The 22,987-nt window shown below is 65.5% G+C and carries 21 protein-coding genes and 1 other RNA gene; 7 read left to right on the top strand and 15 right to left on the bottom strand.

The genetic code is table 11. The annotated features are described in order from the left end of the window. Nucleotides 1–21 precede the first annotated feature (21 nt). The 12 genes from NNJEOMEG_RS00560 to ssrA all read right to left on the bottom strand — a co-directional run bounded on the left by NNJEOMEG_RS00560 (nt 22) and on the right by ssrA (nt 9,825). Nucleotides 22–1,233 carry a magnetochrome domain-containing protein gene (locus NNJEOMEG_RS00560; RefSeq protein ID WP_173080282.1) on the bottom strand — a complete coding sequence of 404 codons (1,212 nt, stop codon included), beginning with the start codon at nt 1,231–1,233 and terminating at the stop codon, nt 22–24. Nucleotides 1,234–1,237: 4 nt separating this feature from the next. Continuing rightward, on the bottom strand, nt 1,238–2,122 hold the full coding sequence (locus NNJEOMEG_RS00555) for a cation diffusion facilitator family transporter (RefSeq protein WP_173080281.1): 885 nt from the start codon (nt 2,120–2,122) through the stop codon (nt 1,238–1,240). Then, the gene (locus tag NNJEOMEG_RS20840; protein ID WP_268885667.1) at nt 2,122–2,250 is read right to left on the bottom strand and encodes a hypothetical protein; all 129 of its coding nucleotides are present in this window, start codon (nt 2,248–2,250) and stop codon (nt 2,122–2,124) included. Before NNJEOMEG_RS20840 ends, NNJEOMEG_RS00555 begins: the two co-directional genes overlap by 1 nt. A gap of 13 nt (nt 2,251–2,263) precedes the next feature. Further along, complete coding sequence (locus NNJEOMEG_RS00550; protein ID WP_173080280.1) at nt 2,264–2,764, bottom strand: hypothetical protein; 501 nt, start codon at nt 2,762–2,764, stop codon at nt 2,264–2,266. A 17-nt stretch (nt 2,765–2,781) separates the two neighbouring features. Beyond that, nucleotides 2,782–3,513 carry a LemA family protein gene (locus NNJEOMEG_RS00545; protein ID WP_173080279.1) on the bottom strand — a complete coding sequence of 244 codons (732 nt, stop codon included), beginning with the start codon at nt 3,511–3,513 and terminating at the stop codon, nt 2,782–2,784. Nucleotides 3,514–3,552: 39 nt separating this feature from the next. After that, nucleotides 3,553–3,888, bottom strand: a complete 336-nt coding sequence (locus NNJEOMEG_RS00540) for a hypothetical protein (RefSeq protein WP_173080278.1) — start codon at nt 3,886–3,888, stop codon at nt 3,553–3,555. 42 nt (nt 3,889–3,930) lie between these two features. After that, nucleotides 3,931–4,863, bottom strand: a complete 933-nt coding sequence (locus NNJEOMEG_RS00535) for a hypothetical protein (protein WP_173080276.1) — start codon at nt 4,861–4,863, stop codon at nt 3,931–3,933. A gap of 52 nt (nt 4,864–4,915) precedes the next feature. Next, nucleotides 4,916–5,716 (bottom strand): magnetosome protein MamA, encoded by an 801-nt coding sequence (gene mamA, locus NNJEOMEG_RS00530; RefSeq protein ID WP_173080274.1) that lies wholly within the window; start codon nt 5,714–5,716, stop codon nt 4,916–4,918. Continuing rightward, on the bottom strand, nt 5,709–5,894 hold the full coding sequence (locus tag NNJEOMEG_RS00525) for a hypothetical protein (RefSeq protein WP_173080272.1): 186 nt from the start codon (nt 5,892–5,894) through the stop codon (nt 5,709–5,711). The genes mamA and NNJEOMEG_RS00525 overlap by 8 nt, the downstream gene beginning before the upstream one ends. A 111-nt stretch (nt 5,895–6,005) precedes the next feature. Beyond that, entirely contained in the window at nt 6,006–7,157 is a 1,152-nt protein-coding gene (locus NNJEOMEG_RS00520; RefSeq protein ID WP_173080270.1) for an EAL and HDOD domain-containing protein, read from the bottom strand. Between the two features lie 271 nt (nt 7,158–7,428). Next, nucleotides 7,429–8,955 carry an AAA family ATPase gene (locus tag NNJEOMEG_RS00515; protein ID WP_173080268.1) on the bottom strand — a complete coding sequence of 509 codons (1,527 nt, stop codon included), beginning with the start codon at nt 8,953–8,955 and terminating at the stop codon, nt 7,429–7,431. 519 nt (nt 8,956–9,474) lie between these two features. After that, nucleotides 9,475–9,825: a transfer-messenger RNA gene (gene ssrA, locus NNJEOMEG_RS00510) on the bottom strand. 127 nt (nt 9,826–9,952) lie between these two features. Between ssrA and NNJEOMEG_RS00505 the strand changes: the two genes are divergently transcribed. Together NNJEOMEG_RS00505 and NNJEOMEG_RS00500 are read left to right on the top strand one after the other, a co-directional pair. Continuing rightward, nucleotides 9,953–10,513 (top strand): helix-turn-helix domain-containing protein, encoded by a 561-nt coding sequence (locus NNJEOMEG_RS00505; protein WP_173080266.1) that lies wholly within the window; start codon nt 9,953–9,955, stop codon nt 10,511–10,513. A 13-nt stretch (nt 10,514–10,526) separates the two neighbouring features. Beyond that, complete coding sequence (locus NNJEOMEG_RS00500; RefSeq protein WP_173080264.1) at nt 10,527–12,191, top strand: AMP-binding protein; 1,665 nt, start codon at nt 10,527–10,529, stop codon at nt 12,189–12,191. A 254-nt stretch (nt 12,192–12,445) separates the two neighbouring features. Here NNJEOMEG_RS00500 and NNJEOMEG_RS00495 read toward each other — a convergent pair whose 3' ends face one another. The 3 genes from NNJEOMEG_RS00495 to NNJEOMEG_RS00485 are packed head-to-tail and all read right to left on the bottom strand — an operon-like array spanning nt 12,446 to nt 15,262. Beyond that, a complete protein-coding gene (locus NNJEOMEG_RS00495; RefSeq protein ID WP_173080262.1) occupies nt 12,446–12,859 on the bottom strand; it encodes a hypothetical protein in 414 nt (137 codons plus the stop codon). Nucleotides 12,860–12,915: 56 nt separating this feature from the next. Next, the gene (locus tag NNJEOMEG_RS00490; RefSeq protein ID WP_173080260.1) at nt 12,916–13,905 is read right to left on the bottom strand and encodes a zinc-dependent alcohol dehydrogenase family protein; all 990 of its coding nucleotides are present in this window, start codon (nt 13,903–13,905) and stop codon (nt 12,916–12,918) included. Between the two features lie 58 nt (nt 13,906–13,963). Continuing rightward, nucleotides 13,964–15,262 (bottom strand): M23 family metallopeptidase, encoded by a 1,299-nt coding sequence (locus NNJEOMEG_RS00485; protein WP_173080258.1) that lies wholly within the window; start codon nt 15,260–15,262, stop codon nt 13,964–13,966. A 166-nt stretch (nt 15,263–15,428) separates the two neighbouring features. On the opposite strand from NNJEOMEG_RS00485, the gene NNJEOMEG_RS00480 reads away from it, so the two are divergent. The 5 genes from NNJEOMEG_RS00480 (at nt 15,429) to NNJEOMEG_RS00460 (ending at nt 22,984) form a co-directional block, all read left to right on the top strand. Then, entirely contained in the window at nt 15,429–16,628 is a 1,200-nt protein-coding gene (locus NNJEOMEG_RS00480) for an efflux RND transporter periplasmic adaptor subunit (protein WP_173080256.1), read from the top strand. After that, nucleotides 16,625–19,708: an efflux RND transporter permease subunit gene (locus NNJEOMEG_RS00475; protein ID WP_173080254.1), complete on the top strand. Its 3,084-nt coding sequence runs from the start codon at nt 16,625–16,627 to the stop codon at nt 19,706–19,708. The genes NNJEOMEG_RS00480 and NNJEOMEG_RS00475 overlap by 4 nt, the downstream gene beginning before the upstream one ends. 269 nt (nt 19,709–19,977) lie before the next feature. After that, a complete protein-coding gene (locus NNJEOMEG_RS00470; RefSeq protein WP_173080251.1) occupies nt 19,978–21,999 on the top strand; it encodes a SpoIIE family protein phosphatase in 2,022 nt (673 codons plus the stop codon). Nucleotides 22,000–22,059: 60 nt separating this feature from the next. After that, nucleotides 22,060–22,602 carry a SiaB family protein kinase gene (locus NNJEOMEG_RS00465; RefSeq protein ID WP_173080249.1) on the top strand — a complete coding sequence of 181 codons (543 nt, stop codon included), beginning with the start codon at nt 22,060–22,062 and terminating at the stop codon, nt 22,600–22,602. A gap of 4 nt (nt 22,603–22,606) precedes the next feature. Then, complete coding sequence (locus tag NNJEOMEG_RS00460) at nt 22,607–22,984, top strand: SiaC family regulatory phosphoprotein (protein ID WP_173080247.1); 378 nt, start codon at nt 22,607–22,609, stop codon at nt 22,982–22,984. Nucleotides 22,985–22,987: the final 3 nt, after the last annotated feature.

Here is a 22,987-nt window from a genome sequence, read left to right as displayed (position 1 = left end):
CCTGCAACGGCTTCGTCCTGGCTAGTACAAGGTAACCGTGCGGCCGGAAGCGCCAGCGGAAGGCGCCGGGGCGACCTGAGGGATTTGGGCGGCGCGCAGCGCACCCGCCTGGTAGAGTTCGATCACCTGTCGGGCCGTGCCGGTGACGCCGGGGTAGGTGACGATACGCAGGTTGCCCAACGTCGCCGTGGCGTCCGGGCTGAATCCGCCCGCGATGACGCCGCCCGCCTTCAGGTTGGCCATGAGCTGACTGGTTTGAACGCCGCGTCCCGCAAGGCCCGTGTTGGGGTTGGCCTCGAACCGGTAGGAACGGTTCACCTGGTCCACCAGCACGAAGAAGGGCGCGTTGTCGAACTGCTGCGCCACGGGCGAATCCAATGTGGAGCCGTTCACCGCCAGGGCCACGATGGCAGAGGGCGTCCCGGCGAGGCCGGCCTGGGGGGACACGGCCTTCGCCTGCGCCGAGGGCTGGTTGAAAAGCGGATCGAGGTTCTTGGGCAGGGTGATGATGATGTTGCGCGATTTCTTGCCGGTGTAGACCGCGAACTTCACGTCGTCGCCAGCGCCGAAGTCGTTGAGCGCGGCTTCAAAGGCGGACACGGTGGCCGTGGGGGACTTGCCCACCCGCACGATCTCGTCGCCGGGCTTAAAGTCGGCCTTTTCGGCCAGCGAACCGGGGGCCACGTCGAGCACGAGCAGGGCGTCCTCCTTGGCAAGGCTGAACTTGGCCATCATGGCCCCGGTTACGGGCTGCACGCTCAGGCCCAGCGACTCGGCGGTCATCCAGGGAAGGCCTGCGGCCTTGGCGGCGGCGCCGGGGGCCGCCTTGGGCTCGATCCACTTGCCGTTGGCCTGCCAGCCGTCTGTCACCTTGTGGCAGAGCATGCAGTTGCCCCAGTACTTGTGGGTGGCCTTCTGCGAAATGATGACGGGAGGCCCGGTCATCACCTTGGAGACGGGACCCGCGGCGCCGGTGGTGACATGGCATTTGTTGCAGTTGCCCCAATCGGCGTGGGTCATCTTGGTGTTGACGTCGATGGGCGGTCCCATGGGGGTCTTGGCGGCCGCCAGTGCGGGCTGCTGCTTCCCGGCGGGAACGGGAGTGTAGGTGATGAACGAGCCAGGGCATAGCCTCCACAGCGTCCAGCCGACAATCACGATGACGAGCGCGGCCATGACGGCGATGGCGGGCTTGAACTGCTTCATGCAGAAATCATTTTCATATTGCTTCATGACTCTACCCTTCGCTCCCGGCGGGAACCAGATTGACGGAAAGCTTCATCTTGTTGCGTTTGACGGCGGCCCGGATCACCCGTTCGGCCTTGGCCTTGAGGGCTTCGGCCTCTTCCATGGTCATGGCGGGGTCGATGGCCAGCCAGATTCTCATGTCGAGCACGGGGCCGAGTTCTCGCGCCACGAGCTTGTGCAACGCCGCCTCGGGCAGTTCCTTCTCGATGGCGGCCCTGGCCTCGTCGGGTTCGTCGCCCTCTGCCGCCTGGTCCATGAGCTTCAGCACGGATTCGTAGATGGACTCGATGCACAGTTTGATGATGACAACGCCAACGATCAGCGCAGCCAGAGGGTCCATCCAGGAAAAGCCCATCATGGCCCCGAGGATGCCGATGAGCACGGCGATGGAGGCGTAAACGTCCGAGCGGCTCTCCCAGGCCTTGGCGATCATGGAAGGGCTGCCCGCCTGTGTTCCGGCGCAGACGCTCTGGCGGAACATCAACTCGTTGATGGCGATGGCGAAGAAAGCGCCCCAGAGCGCGAACCAGCACGGGTGCACGATCTTCTTTTCGATGATGGTCACGTAGCCGTCGTGCATGATGTAGAGGCCGATCACGAAAAGGAACAGATAGATGCAGATCGCGATCATGTATTCGGTCTTGCCGTAGCCGTCCGGATAGTCCTCGTCGGGCTTTTGAGCCGAAAGGCGCATGCCGATGATCATGACGAAGGTAGCCAAAAGGTCCGCCACGGAATGGATGGCGTCCGCGATGAGACCTTTGCTGCCGCCTACCACACCAAGGTAGGCCTTCAGCACGATCATCATCACGTTTCCGATGATGTTCACCATTCCGACGGAACGGAAGCAACGCTCGCAGGCTTTGTACTTCATTACTCGTCCACGTCGCTCAGTTCGTCCCGGATGGATTGCTCCAGGTTGTGGGCGCCCCTGTACAAAATCACGGAGGCCACCAACGTGCCAAGGCCGATCAGGATGCCTATGGTGTGTATAAGCGCCATGGACTTCTCCTCGTTAGACGACGTAATGCCCTTTGAGCATTGCAAAAATCATGATGAAGAACAGGAACTGCTGCGTATGCAAAATGTAAATGCCTTTCTTCATTCTGTTCGGCTGATACTTGATCCACATGAGAAAGCCAAAAAAAGTCAGGAATCCCATAAGTGAAAGTGCAACCATCAGCCAGAAGTTGCCCCACAGGGCAACATAGCAATGCACGCATGCAGCCAGGAAGGAGAAAGTGTTGAGCCAGATGTGATAAATCAGAAGCTGGCGCATGATCTCCTGGGTGCCCTTCAGCCTGTAATGCAAAACGATCCGCTTGACCGGAAAGTACACGTTGGCCGCGAGAAACAGCACCATGCTCAGGTTGCCGCTCCCCGTAGCGAAGTTGTAGTCGGAATTGACCGCGTACACCGTGCACAGGAAGAGGAACACGCCGAGATAGGCCAGCCTCTTGCGGATGGGGCCCCATCCGAAGATGGGGAGGCTGTCAAGGTAGGTGTCTTCCGACATGGTGCTTTCGAGTTGTCTTAGAACTGCACGGGGTTAAGCGCCCTGGCGTCCTGAGTTGCCTTGAAATAATCGGGGGCCTTGAAGCCGAAGAGCGCCGCGAAATAGCGCGAAGGGAAGTGGTCCGTCAGTTCGGCGTAGGCGAAGATGGCCTCGTTGAGCTTGACGCGCTCCTGGGCGAGGTCCTTCTCGACTTCGATGAGGGCGGCCATAAGGCTCTGGAAGTTGGCGGAGAGTTTCAGGTCCGGGTATTGTTCAGCCACCGCGAACAGGCCGACCATGCTGCCCATGAGGGCGGCGGCGTCCTTGCCCGCGACCGGGTCCTTGCCGACCGCGGCCTGGTTTTCCCGCATGCCTTTGAGCACATCGTCCAGTTTGCCGCTTTTGAGGTCGCCGGGGCGGATCAGGCTGCGCAGTTTGACGACCTCGGTCATCACCGTCCGCTCGTAGGCGGAGTAACCCTGCACGGCCTTGGAGAGGTTGATGGAAATGTCGTTGCGACGCTGCATGAACACTTCAACCTGTCCCGCGCTGCGTTGCCAGGCGTGGTCGGCGGTGGTGAGCATGTTGAAGTAGATGATGCAGGCCAGCAGCAGCGATCCGCAGGTGAGGGCGAGTATGATCTGAAACTTGTAGTTCGCAAGCTGCGGGATGCGCTCAACCAGCATGTCCCAGTAGTGCTGGAAGTTGTTGGAGGATGGCTCGGTGCGCTGGACAAGATTGAATTTCTTGCCGTACGCTTTCACGATCATCCGGGATATGCGGTTGGAACCCATGGAGTGTCTCGCGAATTATTTGTGGTTCCGGATCCCGTGCATGACGGCCAGAAGACCGAATCCCACGAGAAGCACGGGCGCAAAGCCGATGCAGAAATCCTTCGTGGCGATCCATTCGTCGTAGAGCCCGTATCCACCCACCGCCAGAAGCAGAACGGCCGCCACGAGGTTGATCTTCTTGTACTGGGTCTTGTCGAAGACCACCGAGAGCAGCGCGAGCAGGCCGATGATCAGCGCGATGGGCTGCACGGCCCCCTTGAACACGCCCACGACGAGCGGGCTCCAAAGGTAGGTCAGGAACAGGCCGACCGCGAAAGCAAGCAGGCCGCATACGATGTGGGGGATTCTCATGGTTTCCTCTCGCCCTTCATCTGCTGGGATGAATCAACCGCACTATCTCGGCGCGCCCGCGCGCACCCAGGCCAGGTAGATTCTCGTATTGGGGCCCGCGAAGCGGTGCATCTGGCCGCCAGGCATGACCAGCGCCTCGAACAGGCCGTTGTCCACATACATTTTCACGTCTTCGTAGGTCGTCATCTTCCGGAACGGACCCAGGTGGCAGCGCATGCAGTCCTGCGCCAGAAGCCCCTGGATGGTCCCCTCGTAAGTCAGCTGACCTGGGGCGACGGGGGCCGCTCCCGGATGTCTTCCGGCCCCGCCGCCGGGGCCGTGCCCCTGGCCCAGACCGCCGCCGGGCGCGTTGCCCGGACCGGCTCCCGGGGGGCAGGGCGGCGCGGGCGCGAGGCCCTGTCCCTGGGGCAGCGGTTGCGTTGCTGCGGCCACGGCGGGGGCGGCGCGCCCCGCCCTCGGGGGATTCTCCGGGGCGCCGTTGCGCAGCCATTGCAGGATGATGTCCGCATCCTGGTTGGCGAAGCGGCGCATGGAGCCCAACACCATGGCCTCCAGCATGCCGTTTTGCGCATAGGCCCGAACGCTGTCCCAGTCCCGCAGGTCCCTTGTTCCGCCGGTGTGGCAGCGCAGGCAGTCCTTGCGGATGATGTCGCGGATGGTCGGCTCGTAGTAGACCTGCGTTGCGGCGGCGGCGACGGCCCCCGACGCCGGTTTCGGCGGCGCCTTGGGGGCTCCCGCCGCGATCCAGTCCAGGATCACGGGGCCGTCCGCGCCGGCGAATTGTCGCATCAGTCCCACGAGCATGGCCTCCAGCATGCCGCTGTCCGCGTAGGCCTTCACGCTGGAGTAGTCCATGAGGTTGCGCAGAGGCCCGGAGTGACAACGGCTGCAGTCTTTACTGATGATGTTCTTGATCGTCGGGTCGTAGTAGACGGGTTCGGCCGCGATTGCCGCCACCCACCAAGCCGCGACCAAGAACGCCGCTCCCAAAAAGCGTATCTTCATGGCAAGACGGGTCTCGTCCGGATCAGGACTCTTCCCCGTTGTGCTCGCGCTCCAGCTCCATGACCTTGGTGAAGTGCTCCGCCGCCGTCTTGTGGTCGTCGCGGCGGACGTTCATGAAGCCCAGGTGCTGGTGGTACTTGATCTCTTCCGGGTCCAGTTCCACGGCCTTGCTCATGGCGGCCACGCCCTTCTCCAGGTTGCCCATGCCCTCGTAGGCCAGGCCGAGCAGATAATAGGCGCGGGCGTCGTCGGCCATGGCCTCCACCACGCGCTCGAGGTTCTCGGCGGCTTCGGGGAACTTCTTGAGTTTGAGCAGCACCGCGCTCTTGCGGTAGGCGGCCATGACGTGGTTGGGGCGCAGCTTGAGCACCTTGTCGAAAGCGCCGGTGGCCCGCGCGTAGTCGCCCATCATGGAGAGCGCCACGCCCATCTGATAGACGGGTTCCACGTCGGTTCGATCGTTCTTGGCCCACTCCTTCAGGTAGCGGATGGCCTCGGAGGGCTCGCCGGCAACGATGGCGCGGCGGCTCAGGTTCCGGTACATCTTGGCCTTGTCCTTGGGGGTCAGGCTGAAGATGCTGTTGTACCAGTTGAGCATCCTGTTGAGCAGCCTGCCGCTCAGGAGCAGCGCGGAATGCAGGTACAGGCTGGGCGATTCTCCCACGCCGGATTCTTCCTCGCGGCGCGGTTTCTTCGGCTTTGCCTTGCCCTTCTTGGGGGGCTCGGGCTGTTCGTCCTCGTCGGCCGCCTCCACGGGTTCGGCCACGTCCTCGAGAATATCCTCTTCGGGAAACTCGCTCTTGCTGCGATCGCCCTTACTCATCGCACAATTCCTCCTCTTGCTTGACCGGCACGAACCCCGCCAGTGCGGCAAGGAGTCCGCCCGCCATCAGTGCCAACGGGATGCTGCCCTTCAGGAAGTCCACAACGTAATAATACTCGTCATAGAGGCCCCAGACGCCCAGCGCCATGAGCAAAAGCCCCAGAATGATGTGAACCATTATGGTCCTCCTGTGTTGTTTAGGTCAAGCTTGATAGTGGTTATCAACTGTACGGCGTACGCAACCTTGTCGTGCTGTAAGCCTGCTGCAATGCGGGGGGGGGGCATCATTCTAGGCAAGTCCCTTGAGCATGCAGTCCACGAGACGACAGGATGACATGTAGAGTCGCGCGGTCAGCATGGGGTCAAGCCCCCTGAACACCACATGCCGTCGCGCTTCTTCGGGTCTGTTGTCTTCAATCGCCTGAAGCATGGAGACGACCCAGGCCCATTCCGACTGCTGCTTTGCGCAAAGAGCGTCGGACAAGTCTTCAGGCAATTGGAGTTCTGTCGTCAAATCCACCATTTCCACGCCAAAAAGCGCATCGGCGCAAGACAACATGCCTAACAGAAAGAGCCGGTCGGTGTCCATGCCCTGCAGGGCTCCTGCCTGCGAGAGCTGGCTCAGGAAGGTGGCGCGGTGCAGTGCGCGGAACATCAACTCCTGCCCCTTGTCGCTGGAATCCAGCTCGGAGAGCATGGCGACGCTGATCCACTGCTTCAAAGCCGCCATGCCGAGCACCCGGACAGCGTGGCTGATGGAGTCAACAGGTGATGGCAAGGAAAAGGCGGCGGAGTTCACCATGCGCAACAATTGGATGCACAGATTGGCATCAAGCGATACGGTCTTGATGACCTCGTTGATGTCGATCTCGTCAATGCTCTTGGAGAGCTGCCGCATGAGGTTGAGCTTGACCTGCGGAAGGGTTTTCACCTTGTTGCTTCCCAGCTCCACCTTGTGGAAGAACGACCCGCCGAAAAGGTCGAACCCGCAGCGAACGGCAAGATCGAATTCCTCCCAGGAGGCGAGGTTGCTTGCGGCCGCCGTGAGACTGTAGCGCTTGAGCGCCTTGACGATGTCGAGGTTGATGCCGTGGTCGCTGGCGAAGTCGATGCTCAGAAACTCGCACAGGGGAATGAACGCGCCAACTTTGGTCTCGCGTCTGCAGCGAGAGAGCATGAAGCGGAAGCCGCGAGCCTTGGCCGCCCTCGCGCGGGCAAGCGTTTCCGTGGATGTCGCGTCGTCCGGCCTCAGGCTGAGCACGGTGTCCGCTGGTGGGAGTTCAGCCAGGAGTCCATCGTCCAGGAGCGGGAAGGGGATGTCCACAATGGTCAACTGGTTGCCGCCCACACCGCCGTTGCCCCTGGAGGGTTGCGCCGCCGAGGGCGCGAGGTCCATGCCTGTGGCATTTCCCGGGGCGCACGCGCTTTGTGGCACCAGCATGTGCAACTTCCTGCCGCAAACCTTCCGGGAAGATGAGAAGACCGGAGTGGTTACCCAGATCGCTTCCTGATTGTCGGAGTGCTCGGTCGGATACAACATGGGAGTACGCCTTCCATCGGATTGGCCGGCTGAACAACCACCGGTGTGACCTTCATGAAGTGCAAACTAGTAAGGAAAATTATTATTGTCAATCGATATGCGTTATATCCACCCTTTGATTGCTTTTGATGCGCGAAGAGAATCTGTATCGAGTAGGTCTGTGCTGGGCACATCACATCCTGAAGCTGATTATTCTTCTCAATTCTTCCGCGATGTCTTCTTCCGTGACATGCCCGGAGCCGCACATCGCGCAGTAAGCCGCCGCTCCATCGAGGAGAGAAACCGCCTTTCCTGGTAGGAATGCATCGGCAAGTCCCGAGATGCTCAGGTCGACGGCCGCCGCCAACGCGCCGGGTGCGATGGACAGTCCGTGGTGACGTTCGAAACAGGCGGCAACGCCCGTGACGATGGCCACGGCCGTGTCCCGGTCCGGCTCGGAAACGGCGATAAGCTTGAATCGGCGGGCCAATGCGGGGTCCTCCGCCAGGAGGGCAGCGCCTTCGCGCGTGGTGGCGCCCATGCAGGGGAAGTCGCCCCTGGCCAGTGCCGGTTTCAGCGTTTCGGAAAGGCCGAGCCCGCCTTCGGACGCGCCCGCGTTCATCAGCGTGTGGATTTCATCGATGAAGACGATGACGCGGTCCTTGTTGGCGGTCACTTCGCGGAGCAGGGCGTCCACCCTGTCTTCCAGGTCGCCCCGGTAGCGGGTTCCCGCGATGAGGCTCGCCAGGGAAAGGCTGTACAGGCTGCGGCCTTTGAGCCTCGGGGGGCAGTCGTCCTGGGCCATGAGCCGGGCGAGTCCCTCGGCCACGGCGGTCTTGCCCACGCCGGGATGCCCCACCAGGAGCGGGTTGTTGGTCTCCATCTGTATGAGGATCTGGGCCGCCCTGCGGATGTAGGCCTCCATGGCGATCACGGGCTTGGCCTGGGCCAGGCGTCGCGGGTCGGTGAGGTTGACGGCGTGGCGGGCGAGCAGCGAGCCCCCGGGCGCGACTTCCGGACCAGGCGACAACTCAGCCGACGGTGCGAAGACGGGCGCGGGGGGCGCTTCCCGCACCAGGGCCACCACCTTTTCATCGCGGTCGGCAAGCGCCGTGCGAACCTCTTCCAGCAGTCGGTTCGTCTTGGCGCGTCCCGCCGCGTCCGCCGCGTCAAGGGCTTCCTGGTAGTCCTCCAGGATGTAGGCCAACCTCCGGTTGGGTGCACGCAGGATGAACGAGAGCAGGTCGGCGAGATCCGTAAGCACCGGCGTATCCTGACCGCCGGTTTCCGGCGCGGCGTAGTCCAGCTCGAAGCGCAGGCCTGCCCGCATGTTCCAGAAGACCGGCACGTGCCCCTGGGCGGCAAGTTCGCGGGCCAAACGCCTGGCCTCCTGTGCGGGGTCCTTGCAGCGCAGCACGCTTACGGGGGGGGCTGCTTCGCGCTCCGGCGGGCGCTGCGCGGCGGTTTTGCGGCGCGCCCTCAGCTGGAGCGTGCGGGCGTCCTGACCGAGTATGAGCCGCGCCGCTTCCATCAGCTGGGCCTTGCCGTCCAGGCGATATCCGGCCTGGTCGAGCAGGTTTTCAATCCAGCTGGCGAGAAGTGGTGAGACCGGCTCGTCGCTCGCCTGCTCCCGGATGCGGTCCACGTCCCGGTGGCTTACCGGAAGGGATTCCAGGCGTTTGGAGTCGAGATCATAGATGTCGAGACGAAAATCGCGCATTGTGTTATGTTACCTCACGATCGCCGGGGGGGAGCAACAGGAGCTGCATCCGATGCGGCCGTCCCCCCTGGCGAACCGGGGAGGAGGGCGGGACACGATCCGAGAATCGACCTGACGAGTCCGTTGCGGCCGCGTTGGACGACGATGGAGCGGACCGGCGTTATTGGACAGTTCGCCGCCAGTAGCAAACCGCCTTGCCGGGGTCTGCAAGGAGCGTTTCCCGTAACTTCTCGGGCGACCTGTAGCAGTGTCGTGCCGCAACGGTCCAGCGTCTTCCCTGTCATGGGTCACTGGCGGAGGCGATGCCCCGGGCCGTCGGGCGGCGAGCTTCGTCGCGGTGCGGAGTGTTGCAAGCATGCCCTTTCCGCGGACGCCCGCGTAACGCGCCGCAGCGTCGGCGCAAAGGCGGGCGTCCTCGGACTTTACGCCCCAAAACGAACGAAGGCGGCCCACCGGAGCCGCCTTCTTCAAGAGTACCTGGGGGATTGGAACGTTGCCGGACTGCTCCGGACTTGTTGGTGGTGGAGGCGGGGGGAGTCGAACCCCCGTCCGAGAACGCTCGGGCAAAGCGTCTACAGGCTTAGTAAGGGATTTGATCTCGGCTCGGACGTGCCTCCCTAACGGGCATCCCGATCCCAGACCGTTTAGGTTCTCGCGCGCGCCTCAACGGACAACGGAGCGCGCCAGCCTGATGGGGTGTCCCCCGGTTCCAGCTTACCAGGCGTGGGCCGGACGGAGGCTGGCCTTAAGCGGCCAGGGCGTAGTCGTAATCGTTGGCGATTATCTTGTTTCCGCGTTTTTAACGAGGCCACGCGGAACCTCGGCCTGCAACCTTGACGTCACTATCCCCGTCGAAACCGGTGCGCCCCCAGGGATGTGTCACGCCCCTTCTTATAAGACCAGCCGCCTCTGGCGCAAGGGGGATCGCGGACGAAAAAACTCGAAATTGTGACTGTTTTGCGCTAACCCCCCTCCGAGCACCACAAGGAGGAGCACCATGAGCCTGCCTTCGACCTTCGACCGCGACATCTCCCGGCGCATCAAGGATCTCCGGGACGCCCTCGACATCACGCCGGATGAGCTCGCCAAGCGCGTCGGCTGCACCCCCGAGGAAATCACCAACTACGAGTCCGGATCGGGAGAAGTGCCCGTCAGCTACCTCTACGCCCTGGCCAAGGCCACCGGCGTGGACCTCACGGCCCTCATCACGGGCTCGGAGGCCAAGCTCCACCAATACTGCCTGGTGAAGAAGAACCAGGGCCTCGCCGTCACGCGGCGCAAGGCCTACAAGTACCAGGCCCTGGCCTACCGCTTCAACCGCCCCTCCATGGAGCCCTTCCTGGTCACGGTGCCGCCCCGCGAGCGCGAGGAGCTGGAGTTCAACCACCATGCGGGCGAGGAGTTCATCTACCTCCTGGAAGGCCGCCTGGAGCTGCTCCTGGGCAAGGACGTGGTGGTGATGAACCCGCACGACAGCCTCTATTTCAGCTCCACCATTCCCCACGCCATGCGCGGACTCGACGGCAAGGAAGCCCTCTTTCTCGACGTGATCAACTAACGAGGACAAGGTCATGCTGCCCCAATACCAACGCTTCGACACCTTCGAGGACTTCCGCGCCAACTACGCCGTCAACGTGCCCCCGGCCTACAACTTCGCCTTCGACTTCCTCGACGCCCAGGCCGCCCAGGACCCTGAACGCCCCGCCATGGTGCACGTGGGGCCAGACGGCGCCCGACGCGAACTGAACCTGGCCTTCTTCAGCAAGGGCTCCTCGCGCATGGCGCACGCCTTCAAGGCCATGGGGCTGGGCAAGGGCGACAAGGTGATGATCGTGCTCCAGCGGCGCGTGGAGTTCTGGCTGGCCGTGCTGGCCCTGCAAAAGGTGGGGGCCGTGCCCGTGCCCTCGCCGCATCTGCTCACCGCCCACGACGTGGAATACCGGGTGAACAAGGCCGGCATCAAAGCCTGCGTGGTGGAAGAGGACTTCATGGAGCGCGTGGACGCCGTGGCCGCCGCCTGCCCCTCGCTCAAGTGCTTCGTTCGCGTGGGCGCACGCTCCGCCGAGGGCCGCTGGCTGGCCTGGGAGGCCCTGGAGAACGCGCACCCCGACGCCTTTCCCCGCCCTGAACGCGCGGCAGGCGGAGAAGACGTGTCCTTCATCTTCTTCTCCTCGGGCACCACGGGCATGCCCAAGATGGTGGTGCACAACCACAACTACCCTCTGGGGCACATCACCACCGGCGTCCACTGGCACGACCTGCGCCCCGGCGACCTGCACCTCACCGTGGCCGACACCGGCTGGGGCAAGTCCATCTGGGGCAAGTTCTTCGGCCAGTGGATGGCCGGGGCCTGCGTCTTCACCTGGGACTACCGGGGCAAGTTCGTGCCCGCCGAGCTGCTGGACGTGATCAGCAAGCACGGCGTGACCACCTTCTGCGCCCCCCCCACCATCTACCGCTTTCTCATCCGCGAGAATCTGGCCGACTGGGACCTCTCCAGACTGCGCCACTGCACCACGGCGGGCGAACTGCTCAACGAGGGCGTGTTCCACGCATGGAAAAAGGCCACCGGCCTGACCATCTTCGAGGGCTACGGCCAGACCGAGACCACCCTCCAGATCGCGGCCTTCCCCAACATGCCCGTGAAGCCCGGGTCCATCGGCAAACCCTGCCCGGGATGGGACATCGTGCTCCTGGACGTGAAGGGCCGCGTCTGCGCCCCGGGCGACGAGGGCGAGATCTGCATCCGCCTGGGCGACGGCAAGACCGTGGGACTCTTCGACGGCTACCTCTACGAACCCGAGAAGACCGCCTCCGTGATGTTCGGCGGCTACTACCACACCGGCGACAAGGCCTGGATGGACGAGGACGGCTACTTCTGGTTCCTGGGCCGCAACGACGACCTCATCAAGTCCAGCGGCTACCGCATCGGTCCTTTCGAGGTGGAAAGCGCGCTCATCACCCACGAGGCCGTGGTGGAGGCCGCCGTCACCGGCGTGCCCGACGCCGAGCGCGGCCAGGCCGTGAAGGCCACCGTGGTGCTGGCCTCCGGCTACTCGCCGTCGCCCGCCCTGGTCAAGGAGCTGCAGGACCATGTGAAGCGCGTCACCGCGCCCTACAAGTATCCCCGCGTGGTGGAGTTCGTGGCCGAGCTGCCAAAGACCATCAGCGGCAAGATCAAACGCGCCGAGATCCGCGCCAAGGACGAGGGCAAGACGTCGGAGCCCACGCTCTAGCAGCCCGGTGCGGCGGACGATGGCGCTGCCCGTTCAGCAATGCGCTCCGGCGCGGCGCGCGGGACATGGCAGGCCCGATGCGCGGCCTGCCTGCGTGAGGGCTTGGTCTCCCACGGCGGCGCGGTTGGCGGGGGTGTCCCCGGAGCGCCGGGGGCGCGCATTCCCATGCCCGGCATGAGACGGGCCGTCCGGCCCGTGCCGGGGGTGTCGCTCCGATGCCGGGACCGCCGGGGTTTCCGGCGGCCCCGGTTTCGTTACTTCTTGCGTTTGTATTCCACGAATCCGGCCCTGGGGTTCTTCCCGCCGGGGACGAGGTAGTAGAACGTGAAGGCGTCCGGGCCGTCGAGCTTGCCCAGGCGCAGTCCTTCTTCGTGCCCGGCGAGGTAGAAGGTGACGTTGTCCTTGTCGATCACGCCGGAGAAGGTGTCCTTGCCCGGCGCCTTGTTGCCCCATTCCACCGAGCCGTGGAACACCCGGCCCTCCTGTGCCGTGACCACCAGTTTGGCCGACTGCCCCTTGTTCATGATGAAACCGTGGCTCTTGTGATGCAGTTCGAAGGGGCCGGCCTCCCACGTGCCCACCAGGTTGGGGATGGGGCCGGGCTGCTGGGCCAGGGCCGGGGCGGCCAGGAGAAGGGCGAAAAGCGCTGCCGTGGCGAGAAGTCTCATGGGGGTCTCCGTGGTTTGGGGTGTCGTTCGCGATGCGCCGGGGCCGCCGGGCCGTTTCAGGCCACCTCCACCACCACCTTGCCCACGGCCTGGCCCGAGTCCAGGTAGTCGTGGGCCTGGGCCGCTTCCTCCAGGTGGAAGCGCCGGGCGGCCAGAAGCGGCGTGAGCTTTCCTTCCTCGGCCAGGGCGGCCGCCCGGCGAAGGATCTCCCCGTGGCGTTCCCGGCCCTGACCCGTGACCAGGGGCAGGAGCATGAACACCACCGAAAGCGTGAGCCCCTTGGCGTGCAGGGGCGAAAGGTCATGGGTGGAGCGCGTGTTGATGGAGACCACGGTCCCCCCGGCGCGCGCCGCGCGCAGGGAGTCGTCCAGGGTTTTGCCGCCCACGGTGTCGAACACGGCGTCGAACCCCTGGCCGCCGGTGAGGCGCTCCACGCAGGCTTCCACGGATTCCCGGCGGTAATCCACGATGTCCTGGGCGCCGAAGCGCTCGGCCAGGGCGGCCTTCTCCGGCCCGGAGACGGTGGCGGCCACCCGCGCCCCGAAGGCGCGGGCCAGTTGCACGGCCACGTGGCCCACGCCGCCCGCTCCGGCGTGGATGAGCACGCGCTGGCCGGGCTGGATGCGGGCGCGGTCGAAGAGGGCCAGCCAGGCGGTGATGGTCACCAGGGGCAGGGCGGCGGCCTGGACCATGGAGAGGCAGGCGGGCTTGCGCGCCAACAGCCGGGCGTCGGCCGACACGTATTCCGCCAGTGTGCCCTGGAGCCCGGCCACGCCGCCCACGCAGCCGAACACGGCGTCGCCGGGGGCGAAGTCGGCAACGCCGTCGCCCACGGCCTCCACCACGCCGGCCATGTCCATGCCCAGCACGGCGGGCAGCTGGGGGGCGAAGGCGGGCCGGAGCTTGCGGATTTTGAGGTCGATGGGGTTCACGCCCGAGGCGGCCACCCTCACGAGCACGTGGCCCGGGGTGACGGCGGGGACGGGGATGTCGGCGGCCTGGAAGTCCGGCGTGTCGCCGAAGGATTTGAGGAGCTGGGCGCGCATGAAGCCTCCCGGACGTATGGATGCGCATCCATACCATCCGGGAGGCCTTCTGGGAAGGCTATTGAAACTTGTCGGTGATGTTGTCCTTGATCCAATGGGGGTCCCACCATTCGATGGGCTGGATCTCGATGCCGCCCAGGATCAGGCCGAAGTGCAGGTGGTCGCCGGCGGCGAGGCCCGTGGCCCCGGTGTTGCCGATGATGTCGCCCTTGCGCACCGTGTCGCCCTCTTTGGCGGTGATCTGGGAGAGGTGCGAGTAGATGGACTGCAGGCCCCAACCGTGGTCGATGATCACGGCGTTGCCGTAGATGCCGAAGAAGCCCGTGTAGATCACCCGGCCGGAGTTGGCGGCGGGCACCTGGGCGTTCTCCAGGGAGGCCAGGTCCACGCCCAGGTGGGTTTCCTCGTCGATCTTCTGGTTCTTGTAGAGGTAGGTGCGGCCGTCGCCGAAGCCCGCGCGCGGCGCGGCGTTGGGCAGGCGCAGGAACACGCCCTCCCAGAGCATCTGGGGCGCGGAGTTCCTGGCAAACTCGCCCAGCTTGGCCACGTTCTCCTTGCGCAGGTCGCGGTTGACCTTCACGTAGAGCTGTATCGGGTCCTTGATGTCGGGGTAGATGGCCTCGAACTGCGGCATCTTGGATTGCAGGAAGTCGTCCCCGATGTTGATGGAGTCGTGCTTGAACTTGGTGGGCTTGGCGTTGAAGCGGAAGCTGATGGCGCGCTCGTTGCCCGCCTGGTCCTCGGCGTAGAGCCTGGGCTGGAAGGCCTTGATGTCCATGTTCCAGGGGAAGCCGAAGATGCAGGCGTAGTTGCCGCTGGGCAGCTTGTAGCCGGGGTAGAAGCGATCGCCCACGAAGACGCCGGAGCGCTCCACGTCCTTGTTCACCTGGTAGACCACGCCGCACGCGCCGCCCTGCTTGATGTGGTGCGCCTGGGAGAGCACGGAGATCACGGGGGCGCGGTTGTCGAGCGCCATGGTGCGCGTGACGCGCGTGGTGTTGCCCGCCCCGAAGTTGAACACCGACTTGTCCGTGACAACCACGATGATGTCGAACTGGCCCTCGCGCAGCCCGGCCTGCTCCAGGGTGAACGCCTCGCGGACCTCGGCGGGGGCCGGGTCGAAGGTTTTCTGGAGAACGGTGGTCTCCTTCTGGGCCTGGAGCACGGAGACTTTCACGGTCTTGATGCCCGAGGCCTGGTCCCTGGCCTGGAGGGTGAACTCGCGTTTGGCCCCCGTGGCCGCGCGCTCCGGCGTGAGGGAGACTTCAGGGGCGGCCATGTCGCGCGTGAAAAGATAGGCGCCGACGCCCAGGCCGACGAGGACGATCAACAGCAGGAGAGAGATCAGTTTGCCCATAAGCGAAGAGGTTCCGGTGCTCCGGCTTGCGATGCGGCCCCCCGGGGCCGCTTCTTTGCGCGTCTTGTAGCCCGCGCGGGCGCGAACCACAAGTGCGGGGCCGCGCTTCTGGACGCCGTGTGCGAAAGGGGATAATTCCCGGTGCATTGTCCGCCGGAGGGAACGCATGCCCAGAACCGTCCTGCCCCTGCTGCTGGCCCTGACGCTGTGCCTGGCCTGCCTTGCCGGGTGCGACAGGAAGAAGGTGGCCCCGCCCCAGCGTCCCGCCCCCGTGGGCGTGGTCCGGGCCGAGCTGGCGGACGCCCCCCTCGCGGTGCGCGGCGTGGGACACGTGACGGCCATGCGCACCGTGACCGTGACCCCCCAGGTGACGGGCAAGCTCCTGGCCATGCACTTCGCCGAGGGCGACTGGGTGCGCGAGGGCCAGCAGCTGGCCTCCATCGATCCGCAGCCCTTCCAGGCCCGCGTGGACGAGGCCGTGGGGACCCTCGGGCGCGACTGGGCCAAGGCCGACCAGTCCACCCGCGACTACCTGCGCTATCGGGAGCTCATCCGCAAACAGGTGGTCAGCCAGGAGGACTTCGACCAGCGCAAGGCCGACTTCGAGGCCGCCTGGCAGCAGGTGAAGGCCGACCAGGCCACCCTGGCCTCGGCCCGCATCGACCTGGGCTACTGCCGCATCCTTTCGCCCCTGGAAGGCGTGGCGGGCTACCAGCAGGTGAAGCCCGGCAACATCGTCACCGCCAACACCACCTCGCTCTTCACGGTCAACCAGGTGCGGCCGGTGTTTGTGCGCTTCTCCGTCACCGAGGGCGACCTGGCCCAGGTGCGCCGCCACTTCGGGGCGCGCCCCGTGCCCGTGTCGGCCCGCGTGCCCAAGGAGGAGCAGGACCTCAAGGAATTCGGCACGCTCACGGCCATCGACAACGCCGTGGACGTGCAGACAGGGATGATCAGCCTCCAGGCCCGCTTCGACAACAAAGACCTGGCCCTCTGGCCGGGACAGTTCGTCAACGTGACGGCCACCCTGGACGTGGAGCAGGGCCGCATCGTGCTGCCCTTCGACGCCGTGATGAACCGCCAGGACGGCTCGTTCGTCTATGTGGTCACGGAGAAGTCCACGGCGGAGCTGCGCCGCGTGAAGACCGGGCGCATGGTGGAGCGCACGCGCATCGTCGTGGAGGAGGGCCTCTCGCCGGGCGAGACGGTGATCAGCGAGGGCGTGGTGCGCGTGGCCCCGGGCGGCGCGGTGCTCGTGCAGGGCGGGGCGGGGCAGGGGGGCTCCGGACTGGACAAGCCCTCCGAAGCGGGGCAGGCGCCGGACAAGCCCGCTGGCGCGGGGCAGGGCAAGGGCGGCGGGCAGTGACACGGCTCTTCATCACACGCCCGGTGGCCACGGCGCTCGTCACGCTGGGGCTGGTGTTCCTTGGGCTCACGGCCTATTTCGCCCTGCCCGTGTCGGAGATGCCCGCCATCGACTTCCCCACCATCCAGGTCTCGGCCAACCTGCCCGGGGCCGATCCCGAAACCATGGCCTCCTCCGTGGCCACGCCCCTGGAGAAGCAGTTCGCCACCATCGCGGGCGTCACCTCCATGAACTCGGTGAACACCCTGGGCCAGACCACCATCGTTCTCCAGTTCGAGCTGGGCCGCAACATGGACGGCGCGGGCTCCGACGTGCAGACCGCCATCAGCGCCGCCTCGGGCTACCTGCCGCCCAACCTGCCCAACCCGCCCACCTACCAGAAGGTGAACCCCGCCGACGCCCCGGTGCTCTTCATCGGCATGCGCTCGGCCACGCTGCCCCTGCACAAGCTCACAGACTACGCCAAAACCTACGTCTCCCAACGCATCTCCATGGTCTCGGGCGTGGCCCAGGTGGCCATCTACGGCGACCAGACCTACTCCCCGCGCCTGCGCCTGGACCCCGACAAGCTCGCCGCCTACAACCTTTCCATCTCCCAGGTGGCCGACGCCATCCAGGCCGAGAACGTGAACCTGCCCACCGGTTCGCTCTACGGGCAGGCCAGGCTCTTCACCATCAAGGTGAAGGGCATGCTCATGAACGCCCGCCATTATATCGACCAGATCGTGGCCTGGCGCGCGGGCAAGCCCATCCGTCTGGGCGACGTGGGCACGGCCGTGGACTCCACCCTCAACGACAAGAACGCCTCCTACCACAACCAGTCGCCCTCCCTGACCATCGCCGTGCGCCGACAGCCCGGCACCAACACCATCAAGCTCGTGGAGAGCATCCGCGACCAGCTCCCGGCCATCCAGGCCACCCTGCCGCAGTCCATCGAATTCGAGGTGATGTACGACCGCTCCCAGACCATCAAGGAGTCCGTGGAGGACGTGAAGTTCACCATGGCCCTCTCGGTGTCCCTGGTGGTGCTGGTGGTGTTCGCCTTCCTCAAGAACGTGCGGGCCACGCTCATCGCCTGCCTGGCCTTGCCGGTGGCCGTGGTCGGCACGTTCGCGGTGATGAAGCAGTTCGGCTTCTCCCTGGACAACCTCTCGCTCATGGCCCTCACGCTGGCCATCGGCTTCATCGTGGACGACGCCATCGTGATGCTCGAAAACATCGTGCGCCACATGGAGATGGGCAAGAAGCCCATGGAGGCGGCCCTGGACGGCGCTGGCCAGATCGGCTTCACCATCGTCTCCATGACGCTCTCGCTGGCCGTGGTCTTCGTGCCCATCATGTTCATGGCGGGCATCCTGGGCCGCGTGCTCAACGAGCTGGCCGTCACCATCACCATCGCCATCTTCGTCTCGGGCTTCGTGACGCTCTCGTTCACGCCCATGCTCTGCTCGCGGTTCCTGCGCGAGGGCAGGGTGGGGCACTCGGGGCGCATCTTCAAGGCCCTGGAGGCGGCCTACGAGAAGAGCCTGCGCTTGGCCCTGGAACACCGCTTCGCCGTGCTCCTGGCCAGCTTCGCGGTGCTGGGGCTCACCCTGTGGCTCTTCACCAGGGTGCCCACGGGCTTCATCCCCACCACGGACACGGGCTTCATCTACGGCTACGCCCAGGCGGAACAGTCGGCCTCCTTCGAGACCATGAAGGAGCGCGTGCTCAACGTCACGAAGATCGTGGCGGAGAATCCCAACGTGCACAAGGTGGTGGGCATCGTGGGCGTGGGCGGCCCCAACACCTCCATGAACAACGCGGCCTTCTTCACGCTCACCAAACCCGCCTCCCAGCGCAAGGACGACATCGACGCCGTGCTGGGCCAGCTGCGCGGCGCGCTCTCCCAGGTGACCAACCTGCGGCTCTTCATGTTCAATCCCCCGGCCATCCAGATCGGCGGGCGCTCCACACGGGCGCTCTACCAGTTCACGCTGCTCTCGCCCGACACCCAGAGCCTCTACGCGGCGGCCCGGCGCATGGAGGAACTCATGCGCGGCCTGCCCGAACTGCGCGACGTGAACTCCGATATGCAGATCGACGGACCGCAGGTGTTCATGCGCATCGACCGCGACAAGGCCGCAAGCTACGGCGTCTCGGCCAAGGCCATCGAAACGGCTCTCTGGAGCGCCTACGGCGCGCGCCAGATTTCCAACATCTACGCCAGCACCGACACCTACCGCGTGGTCATCGAGGTGGAGCCCGAGTACCAGCGCTCCCCGGACCTGCTCTCCAAGCTCTACGTGCAGCCCGACCTTGAGAACAACAAGGACAAGAACAAGGACAAGCTCGTGCCCCTGGCCGGGCTCGTGGCCATGGACGAAGGCGTGGGGCCCATCACCGTGAACCACACCGGACAGCTCACCAGCGTGACCATCTCCTTCAACACCGCGCCGGGCTATTCGCTCTCCCACGCCGTGGCCGCCATCGAGACCCTGGCCGACCGCGAGCTGCCCGGGGCCGTGAGCCGCACCTTCGAGGGCCAGGCCACGGCCTTCAAGGAATCGGCCTCCAGCGTGCCCTTCCTGATGCTCCTGGCGGTGGTGGTGATCTACATCATCCTGGGCGTGCTCTACGAGAGCTTCGTCCACCCCGTGACCATCCTCTCGGGCCTGCCCTCGGCGGCCCTGGGCGGGCTTTTGGCACTGCTGGCCTTCGGCCGCGAACTGGACCTCTACGGCTTCGTGGGCGTGATCATGCTCATGGGCATCGTGAAGAAGAACGCCATCATGGTCATCGACTTCGCCATCGAGGCCGAAAAGACCGGCAAGACCTCGCGCGAGGCGGCCTTCCAGGGCTGCGTGACGCGCTTCCGGCCCATCATGATGACCACCGTGGCCGCCGTCGCGGGCATCATGCCCATCGCCATGGCCTACGGCGCGGGCGGCGACGCCCGCCAGCCCCTGGGCCTGGCCGTGGCCGGGGGCCTGGCCATCTCCCAGGTGGTGACGCTCTACCTCACCCCCGTGGCCTACACCTACCTGGACGACCTCCAGGGATGGTTCAAGCGCCGCATGGGCGGTTCGTTCGGAGGGTAGTGCACCCACGGCGGAAACGTGTTAGACGGCACCCGTGCAGGTCCGGGGCGTTCGTCCCGGACCTGCGTCCGGAGCGTCTTCAAGGGGGCACGGCGGGAGCCCCTGGAGGCTCGGGCGCGTCGGCAGGGCGAGGGGCCGCGCGTCCGTCCCGGCGCGATCGCTCCAGCCGTATCCCGCCAAGTCTGGACAAGGCCCCGAGGCGCGGGCACTATGCTCCGCGCCCGGTAGGGATTACTCCGGGCCGTCACGAACAGCCACCGGGGTGCAGCATGTCGTCAGTCTCCGTCCGCACGTCCCTGAGGTCCAGGCTCAACCTGGCCGTGGCAGGCCTGTTTCTGGCCACGCTCTGCGTGGTGCTTGCCTTTCTGGCCGTGACGTCCAGGGAGGTGGTCACCGGGTTCGCGGGAAGCCTGGCCGTGAAGCAGGCCCTGCTGGAGCGCAACAAGATCGCCTCCGTCATCGACCGCGAGGTGGCGCTGGCCCGAGCCCTGGCCCGGGACGCCCTGGTGGGGCGCTTCGTCCTGAACGAAGCCGACCCCGCCGTCAAGGAGGCCGCCCGCGCGCAACTGGAAAACTACCGGACCTTGCTGCGCGACAAAAGCTACTTCCTGGCTGTCGAGCGCACCAAACACTACTGGTTCTTCGACGGTACCAAACCAGACCAGGGCCTCGCCATGATCACCCTCAACCGCGAAGACCCCAAGGACCGCTGGTTCTTCTATTCCATGGCCCAGGTGGAGGACTACGCCCTCAACCTGGACTACGACCGCGCCTTCAACTCCATCAAGGTCTGGATCAATGTCGTCCTGCGCGGGCCGGACGGCGCCAAGGTCGGCATCGCTGGCAGCGGCATCGACATCACCGAGTTCTTCCGGGAGATCGTCAGCCAGAGCGAATCCGAGATCTCCACCATCGTGGTGGACCGCGCCGGGGCCATCCAGGCCCACCCGGACCTGGAGATCGTCACGCACAACGCCCGCGCCACCTCCGACGCGGGCAAGATCACCATTCAGGGTCTGCTGGGCCACGGCCCGGGGGGCAACGCCGTGGAGGCGGCCCTGCAGCGCCTGGACGCCGGGGCCTCCGTGGTGGAGCGCTTCCCCCTGGTCCTGGACGGGACGGAGCGCCTCGCGGCCATGACGGCCCTGCCGGACCTGGGCTGGTACAGCCTGGTGCTGGTGGACATCTCGCGCGCGGCGGGCAGCGGCTTCTTCAGGCCCCTGGCGGCGCTCACGGTGCTTTCGTTGGTGGTGGTGCTGGGCGCGGTGACGTTCCTGCTGGGGCGCATGGTCATCAAGCCCCTGGCGGCCCTCACCGAGGCCTCGGCCGAGATGGCCCGGGGCAACTACGGCCAGACCCTCCCCGTAACCCGCCAGGACGAGATCGGCAGGCTCTCGGCCAGCTTCAACCGCATGGCCGGGGAAGTGCTCGACCACACGCGCAACCTCGAACGCAAGGTCCAGGAGCGCACCGCCGAACTCACGGCGGCCTACGAGCACCTCGACCGCTCCCGCCAGCGCATGCTCGAAAGCCTGCGCTACGCCCAGGCCATCCAGCGCTCCATCCTGCCGCCCAGGGAGGCCCTGGACAGGGCCTTCCCCGGACACATGGCCCTCTACCTGCCCCGCGACATCGTGGGCGGCGACCTCTACTATTTCCGCGAGGTGGAGGAGGGCTGCCTCATCGGCGTCATGGACTGCACCGGCCACGGCGTGCCCGGGGCGTTCATGTCCATGTCGGTGCATGCGGTTCTGGGGCACGTGGTCAGCGTGGTCTGCTCCGACGACCCGGCGCGCATCCTGGCCGAGACCGACCGGGAACTGCGCGCCACCATGGGCATGGACCGCCAGGGCGGGGAGGCCCTGGACTGCGGGCTGGAGATGGCCCTGTGCCTGTGCCAGCCCGCCAGGGGGAGGGTGGTTTTCGCGGGGGCGGGCATCTCGCTCCACGTGCTGCGGGGCGCCGCGCTGGAAGAAGTGCGCGGGGACCGGCAGAACCTGGGCTACAGGGGCCGCAAGCCCCGCAGCGAGCACGTGAACCACGTGATCCCCCTTGAACCAGGCATGCGCTTCTACGCCACCACCGACGGCTTTCTGGACGAGGGCGGCGGTGAGCAGGGCTACGGGTTCGGGGCCGAGCGTTTCAGGGAAATGCTCCTGGCGAACGCCGCCACGCCCCTGGAGGCCCAGGCGGAGCTTTTCAAAGAGACCCTGAAAAGGTATCGGGGCTCGCGCAAGCAGCGTGACGACATCACCGTCGTCGGTTTCAGCTTGGACCGCACGGGCGCGTGACGACGGTTCGGGAGACATCATCAGAAGTGGCGCGGCCCGGGCCGCGCGGCGGAGCAAGGCATGGATCTGTTCAGGATTCGCGACGCGTTCGGCAAGGCAGGCATCATGATCTGCTTCAACGGGCCGTTCTCCCACAGCATCATCGACGAGATCGGCATCGCCGTGCGCAACCACCTCACGGCGCAGAATCTCACCAAGGCCGCCGTGCTGGACGTGTTCGCCATCTTCATCGAGTTGGCGCAGAACGTGAAGAACTACAACAAGGTGCGCGATATTCCCTCCGACGAGGCCAGTTCGGCCATCATCACCATCGCCCGCAAGGACGGCCGTTACGCCGTCACCTCGGGCAACGTGGTGCACCGCGAAGACGTGGCCGCCCTCACGGAGACCATCGATTCCGTCAACAGCCTTGACGCCGCGGGCCTGCGCAAGCTCTACAAGGAGCAAATGCGCCGCGCGACGCCCCCCGAGGCCCTGGGAGCAGGGCTCGGCATCCTGGAAATGGCCAGGCGTTCCACCGAAAAAATGACGTACGCGGTCAGCGACATGGACGGGGCCATGGCCTTCTTCAGCCTCACCGCCTACGTATCCTGCAAGGAGTAGGGGCATGCAGTCTCTGGACATCCCGGCAACACACACCTCTCCGCTCATCCGCTTCGAGCCCGAAGAGGCCGTCCTGCGCATGGAGGGGGAGTCCTACCCGGAATATTCCTTCGAATTCTACCAACCGGTCATGATCTGGCTCAAGGAACGCCTGGGCGCGGGCCATGGCCTTTCGGTGGTCATCGACATCAGCTACATGAACAGCAGCAGCACCAAGTGCATGCTGGACATCCTGGACCTGCTGGAGGAAGCCCACGGGCAGGGCGCGCCCGTGCGCGTGGAATGGCGCTACGACGCCGCCAATCCCCGCGCCCTGGACCTGGCCCACGAATTCGAGGAGGAAGTCACCTTCCCCTTCGCCATAGTCGCCGTGGAGTCCTAGGGG

Origin of the sequence: Fundidesulfovibrio magnetotacticus, assembly GCF_013019105.1 — a bacterium.
Lineage (GTDB): Bacteria > Desulfobacterota > Desulfovibrionia > Desulfovibrionales > Desulfovibrionaceae > Fundidesulfovibrio > Fundidesulfovibrio magnetotacticus.
Note: the sequence above shows the minus strand (reverse complement) of the source record. Positions and strands in the feature narration are given on the sequence as shown.

Excerpts from the sequence above, each read along its gene's own strand:
- NNJEOMEG_RS00495 (WP_173080262.1), bottom strand. The coding sequence starts at position 12,859 with ATGAGACTTCTCGCCACGGCAGCGCTTTTCGCCCTTCTCCTGGCCGCC.
- NNJEOMEG_RS00490 (WP_173080260.1), bottom strand. The coding sequence starts at position 13,905 with ATGCGCGCCCAGCTCCTCAAATCCTTCGGCGACACGCCGGACTTCCAG.
- NNJEOMEG_RS00560 (WP_173080282.1), bottom strand. The coding sequence starts at position 1,233 with ATGAAGCAATATGAAAATGATTTCTGCATGAAGCAGTTCAAGCCCGCC.
- NNJEOMEG_RS20840 (WP_268885667.1), bottom strand. The coding sequence starts at position 2,250 with ATGGCGCTTATACACACCATAGGCATCCTGATCGGCCTTGGCACGTTG.
- NNJEOMEG_RS00485 (WP_173080258.1), bottom strand. The coding sequence starts at position 15,262 with ATGGGCAAACTGATCTCTCTCCTGCTGTTGATCGTCCTCGTCGGCCTG.
- mamA (WP_173080274.1), bottom strand. The coding sequence starts at position 5,716 with ATGAGTAAGGGCGATCGCAGCAAGAGCGAGTTTCCCGAAGAGGATATT.
- NNJEOMEG_RS00500 (WP_173080264.1), top strand. The coding sequence starts at position 10,527 with ATGCTGCCCCAATACCAACGCTTCGACACCTTCGAGGACTTCCGCGCC.
- NNJEOMEG_RS00460 (WP_173080247.1), top strand. The coding sequence starts at position 22,607 with ATGCAGTCTCTGGACATCCCGGCAACACACACCTCTCCGCTCATCCGC.
- NNJEOMEG_RS00525 (WP_173080272.1), bottom strand. The coding sequence starts at position 5,894 with ATGGTTCACATCATTCTGGGGCTTTTGCTCATGGCGCTGGGCGTCTGG.
- NNJEOMEG_RS00520 (WP_173080270.1), bottom strand. The coding sequence starts at position 7,157 with ATGCTGGTGCCACAAAGCGCGTGCGCCCCGGGAAATGCCACAGGCATG.
- NNJEOMEG_RS00465 (WP_173080249.1), top strand. The coding sequence starts at position 22,060 with ATGGATCTGTTCAGGATTCGCGACGCGTTCGGCAAGGCAGGCATCATG.
- NNJEOMEG_RS00550 (WP_173080280.1), bottom strand. The coding sequence starts at position 2,764 with ATGTCGGAAGACACCTACCTTGACAGCCTCCCCATCTTCGGATGGGGC.
- NNJEOMEG_RS00540 (WP_173080278.1), bottom strand. The coding sequence starts at position 3,888 with ATGAGAATCCCCCACATCGTATGCGGCCTGCTTGCTTTCGCGGTCGGC.
- NNJEOMEG_RS00515 (WP_173080268.1), bottom strand. The coding sequence starts at position 8,955 with ATGCGCGATTTTCGTCTCGACATCTATGATCTCGACTCCAAACGCCTG.
- NNJEOMEG_RS00555 (WP_173080281.1), bottom strand. The coding sequence starts at position 2,122 with ATGAAGTACAAAGCCTGCGAGCGTTGCTTCCGTTCCGTCGGAATGGTG.
- NNJEOMEG_RS00470 (WP_173080251.1), top strand. The coding sequence starts at position 19,978 with ATGTCGTCAGTCTCCGTCCGCACGTCCCTGAGGTCCAGGCTCAACCTG.
- NNJEOMEG_RS00545 (WP_173080279.1), bottom strand. The coding sequence starts at position 3,513 with ATGATCGTGAAAGCGTACGGCAAGAAATTCAATCTTGTCCAGCGCACC.
- NNJEOMEG_RS00505 (WP_173080266.1), top strand. The coding sequence starts at position 9,953 with ATGAGCCTGCCTTCGACCTTCGACCGCGACATCTCCCGGCGCATCAAG.
- NNJEOMEG_RS00480 (WP_173080256.1), top strand. The coding sequence starts at position 15,429 with ATGCCCAGAACCGTCCTGCCCCTGCTGCTGGCCCTGACGCTGTGCCTG.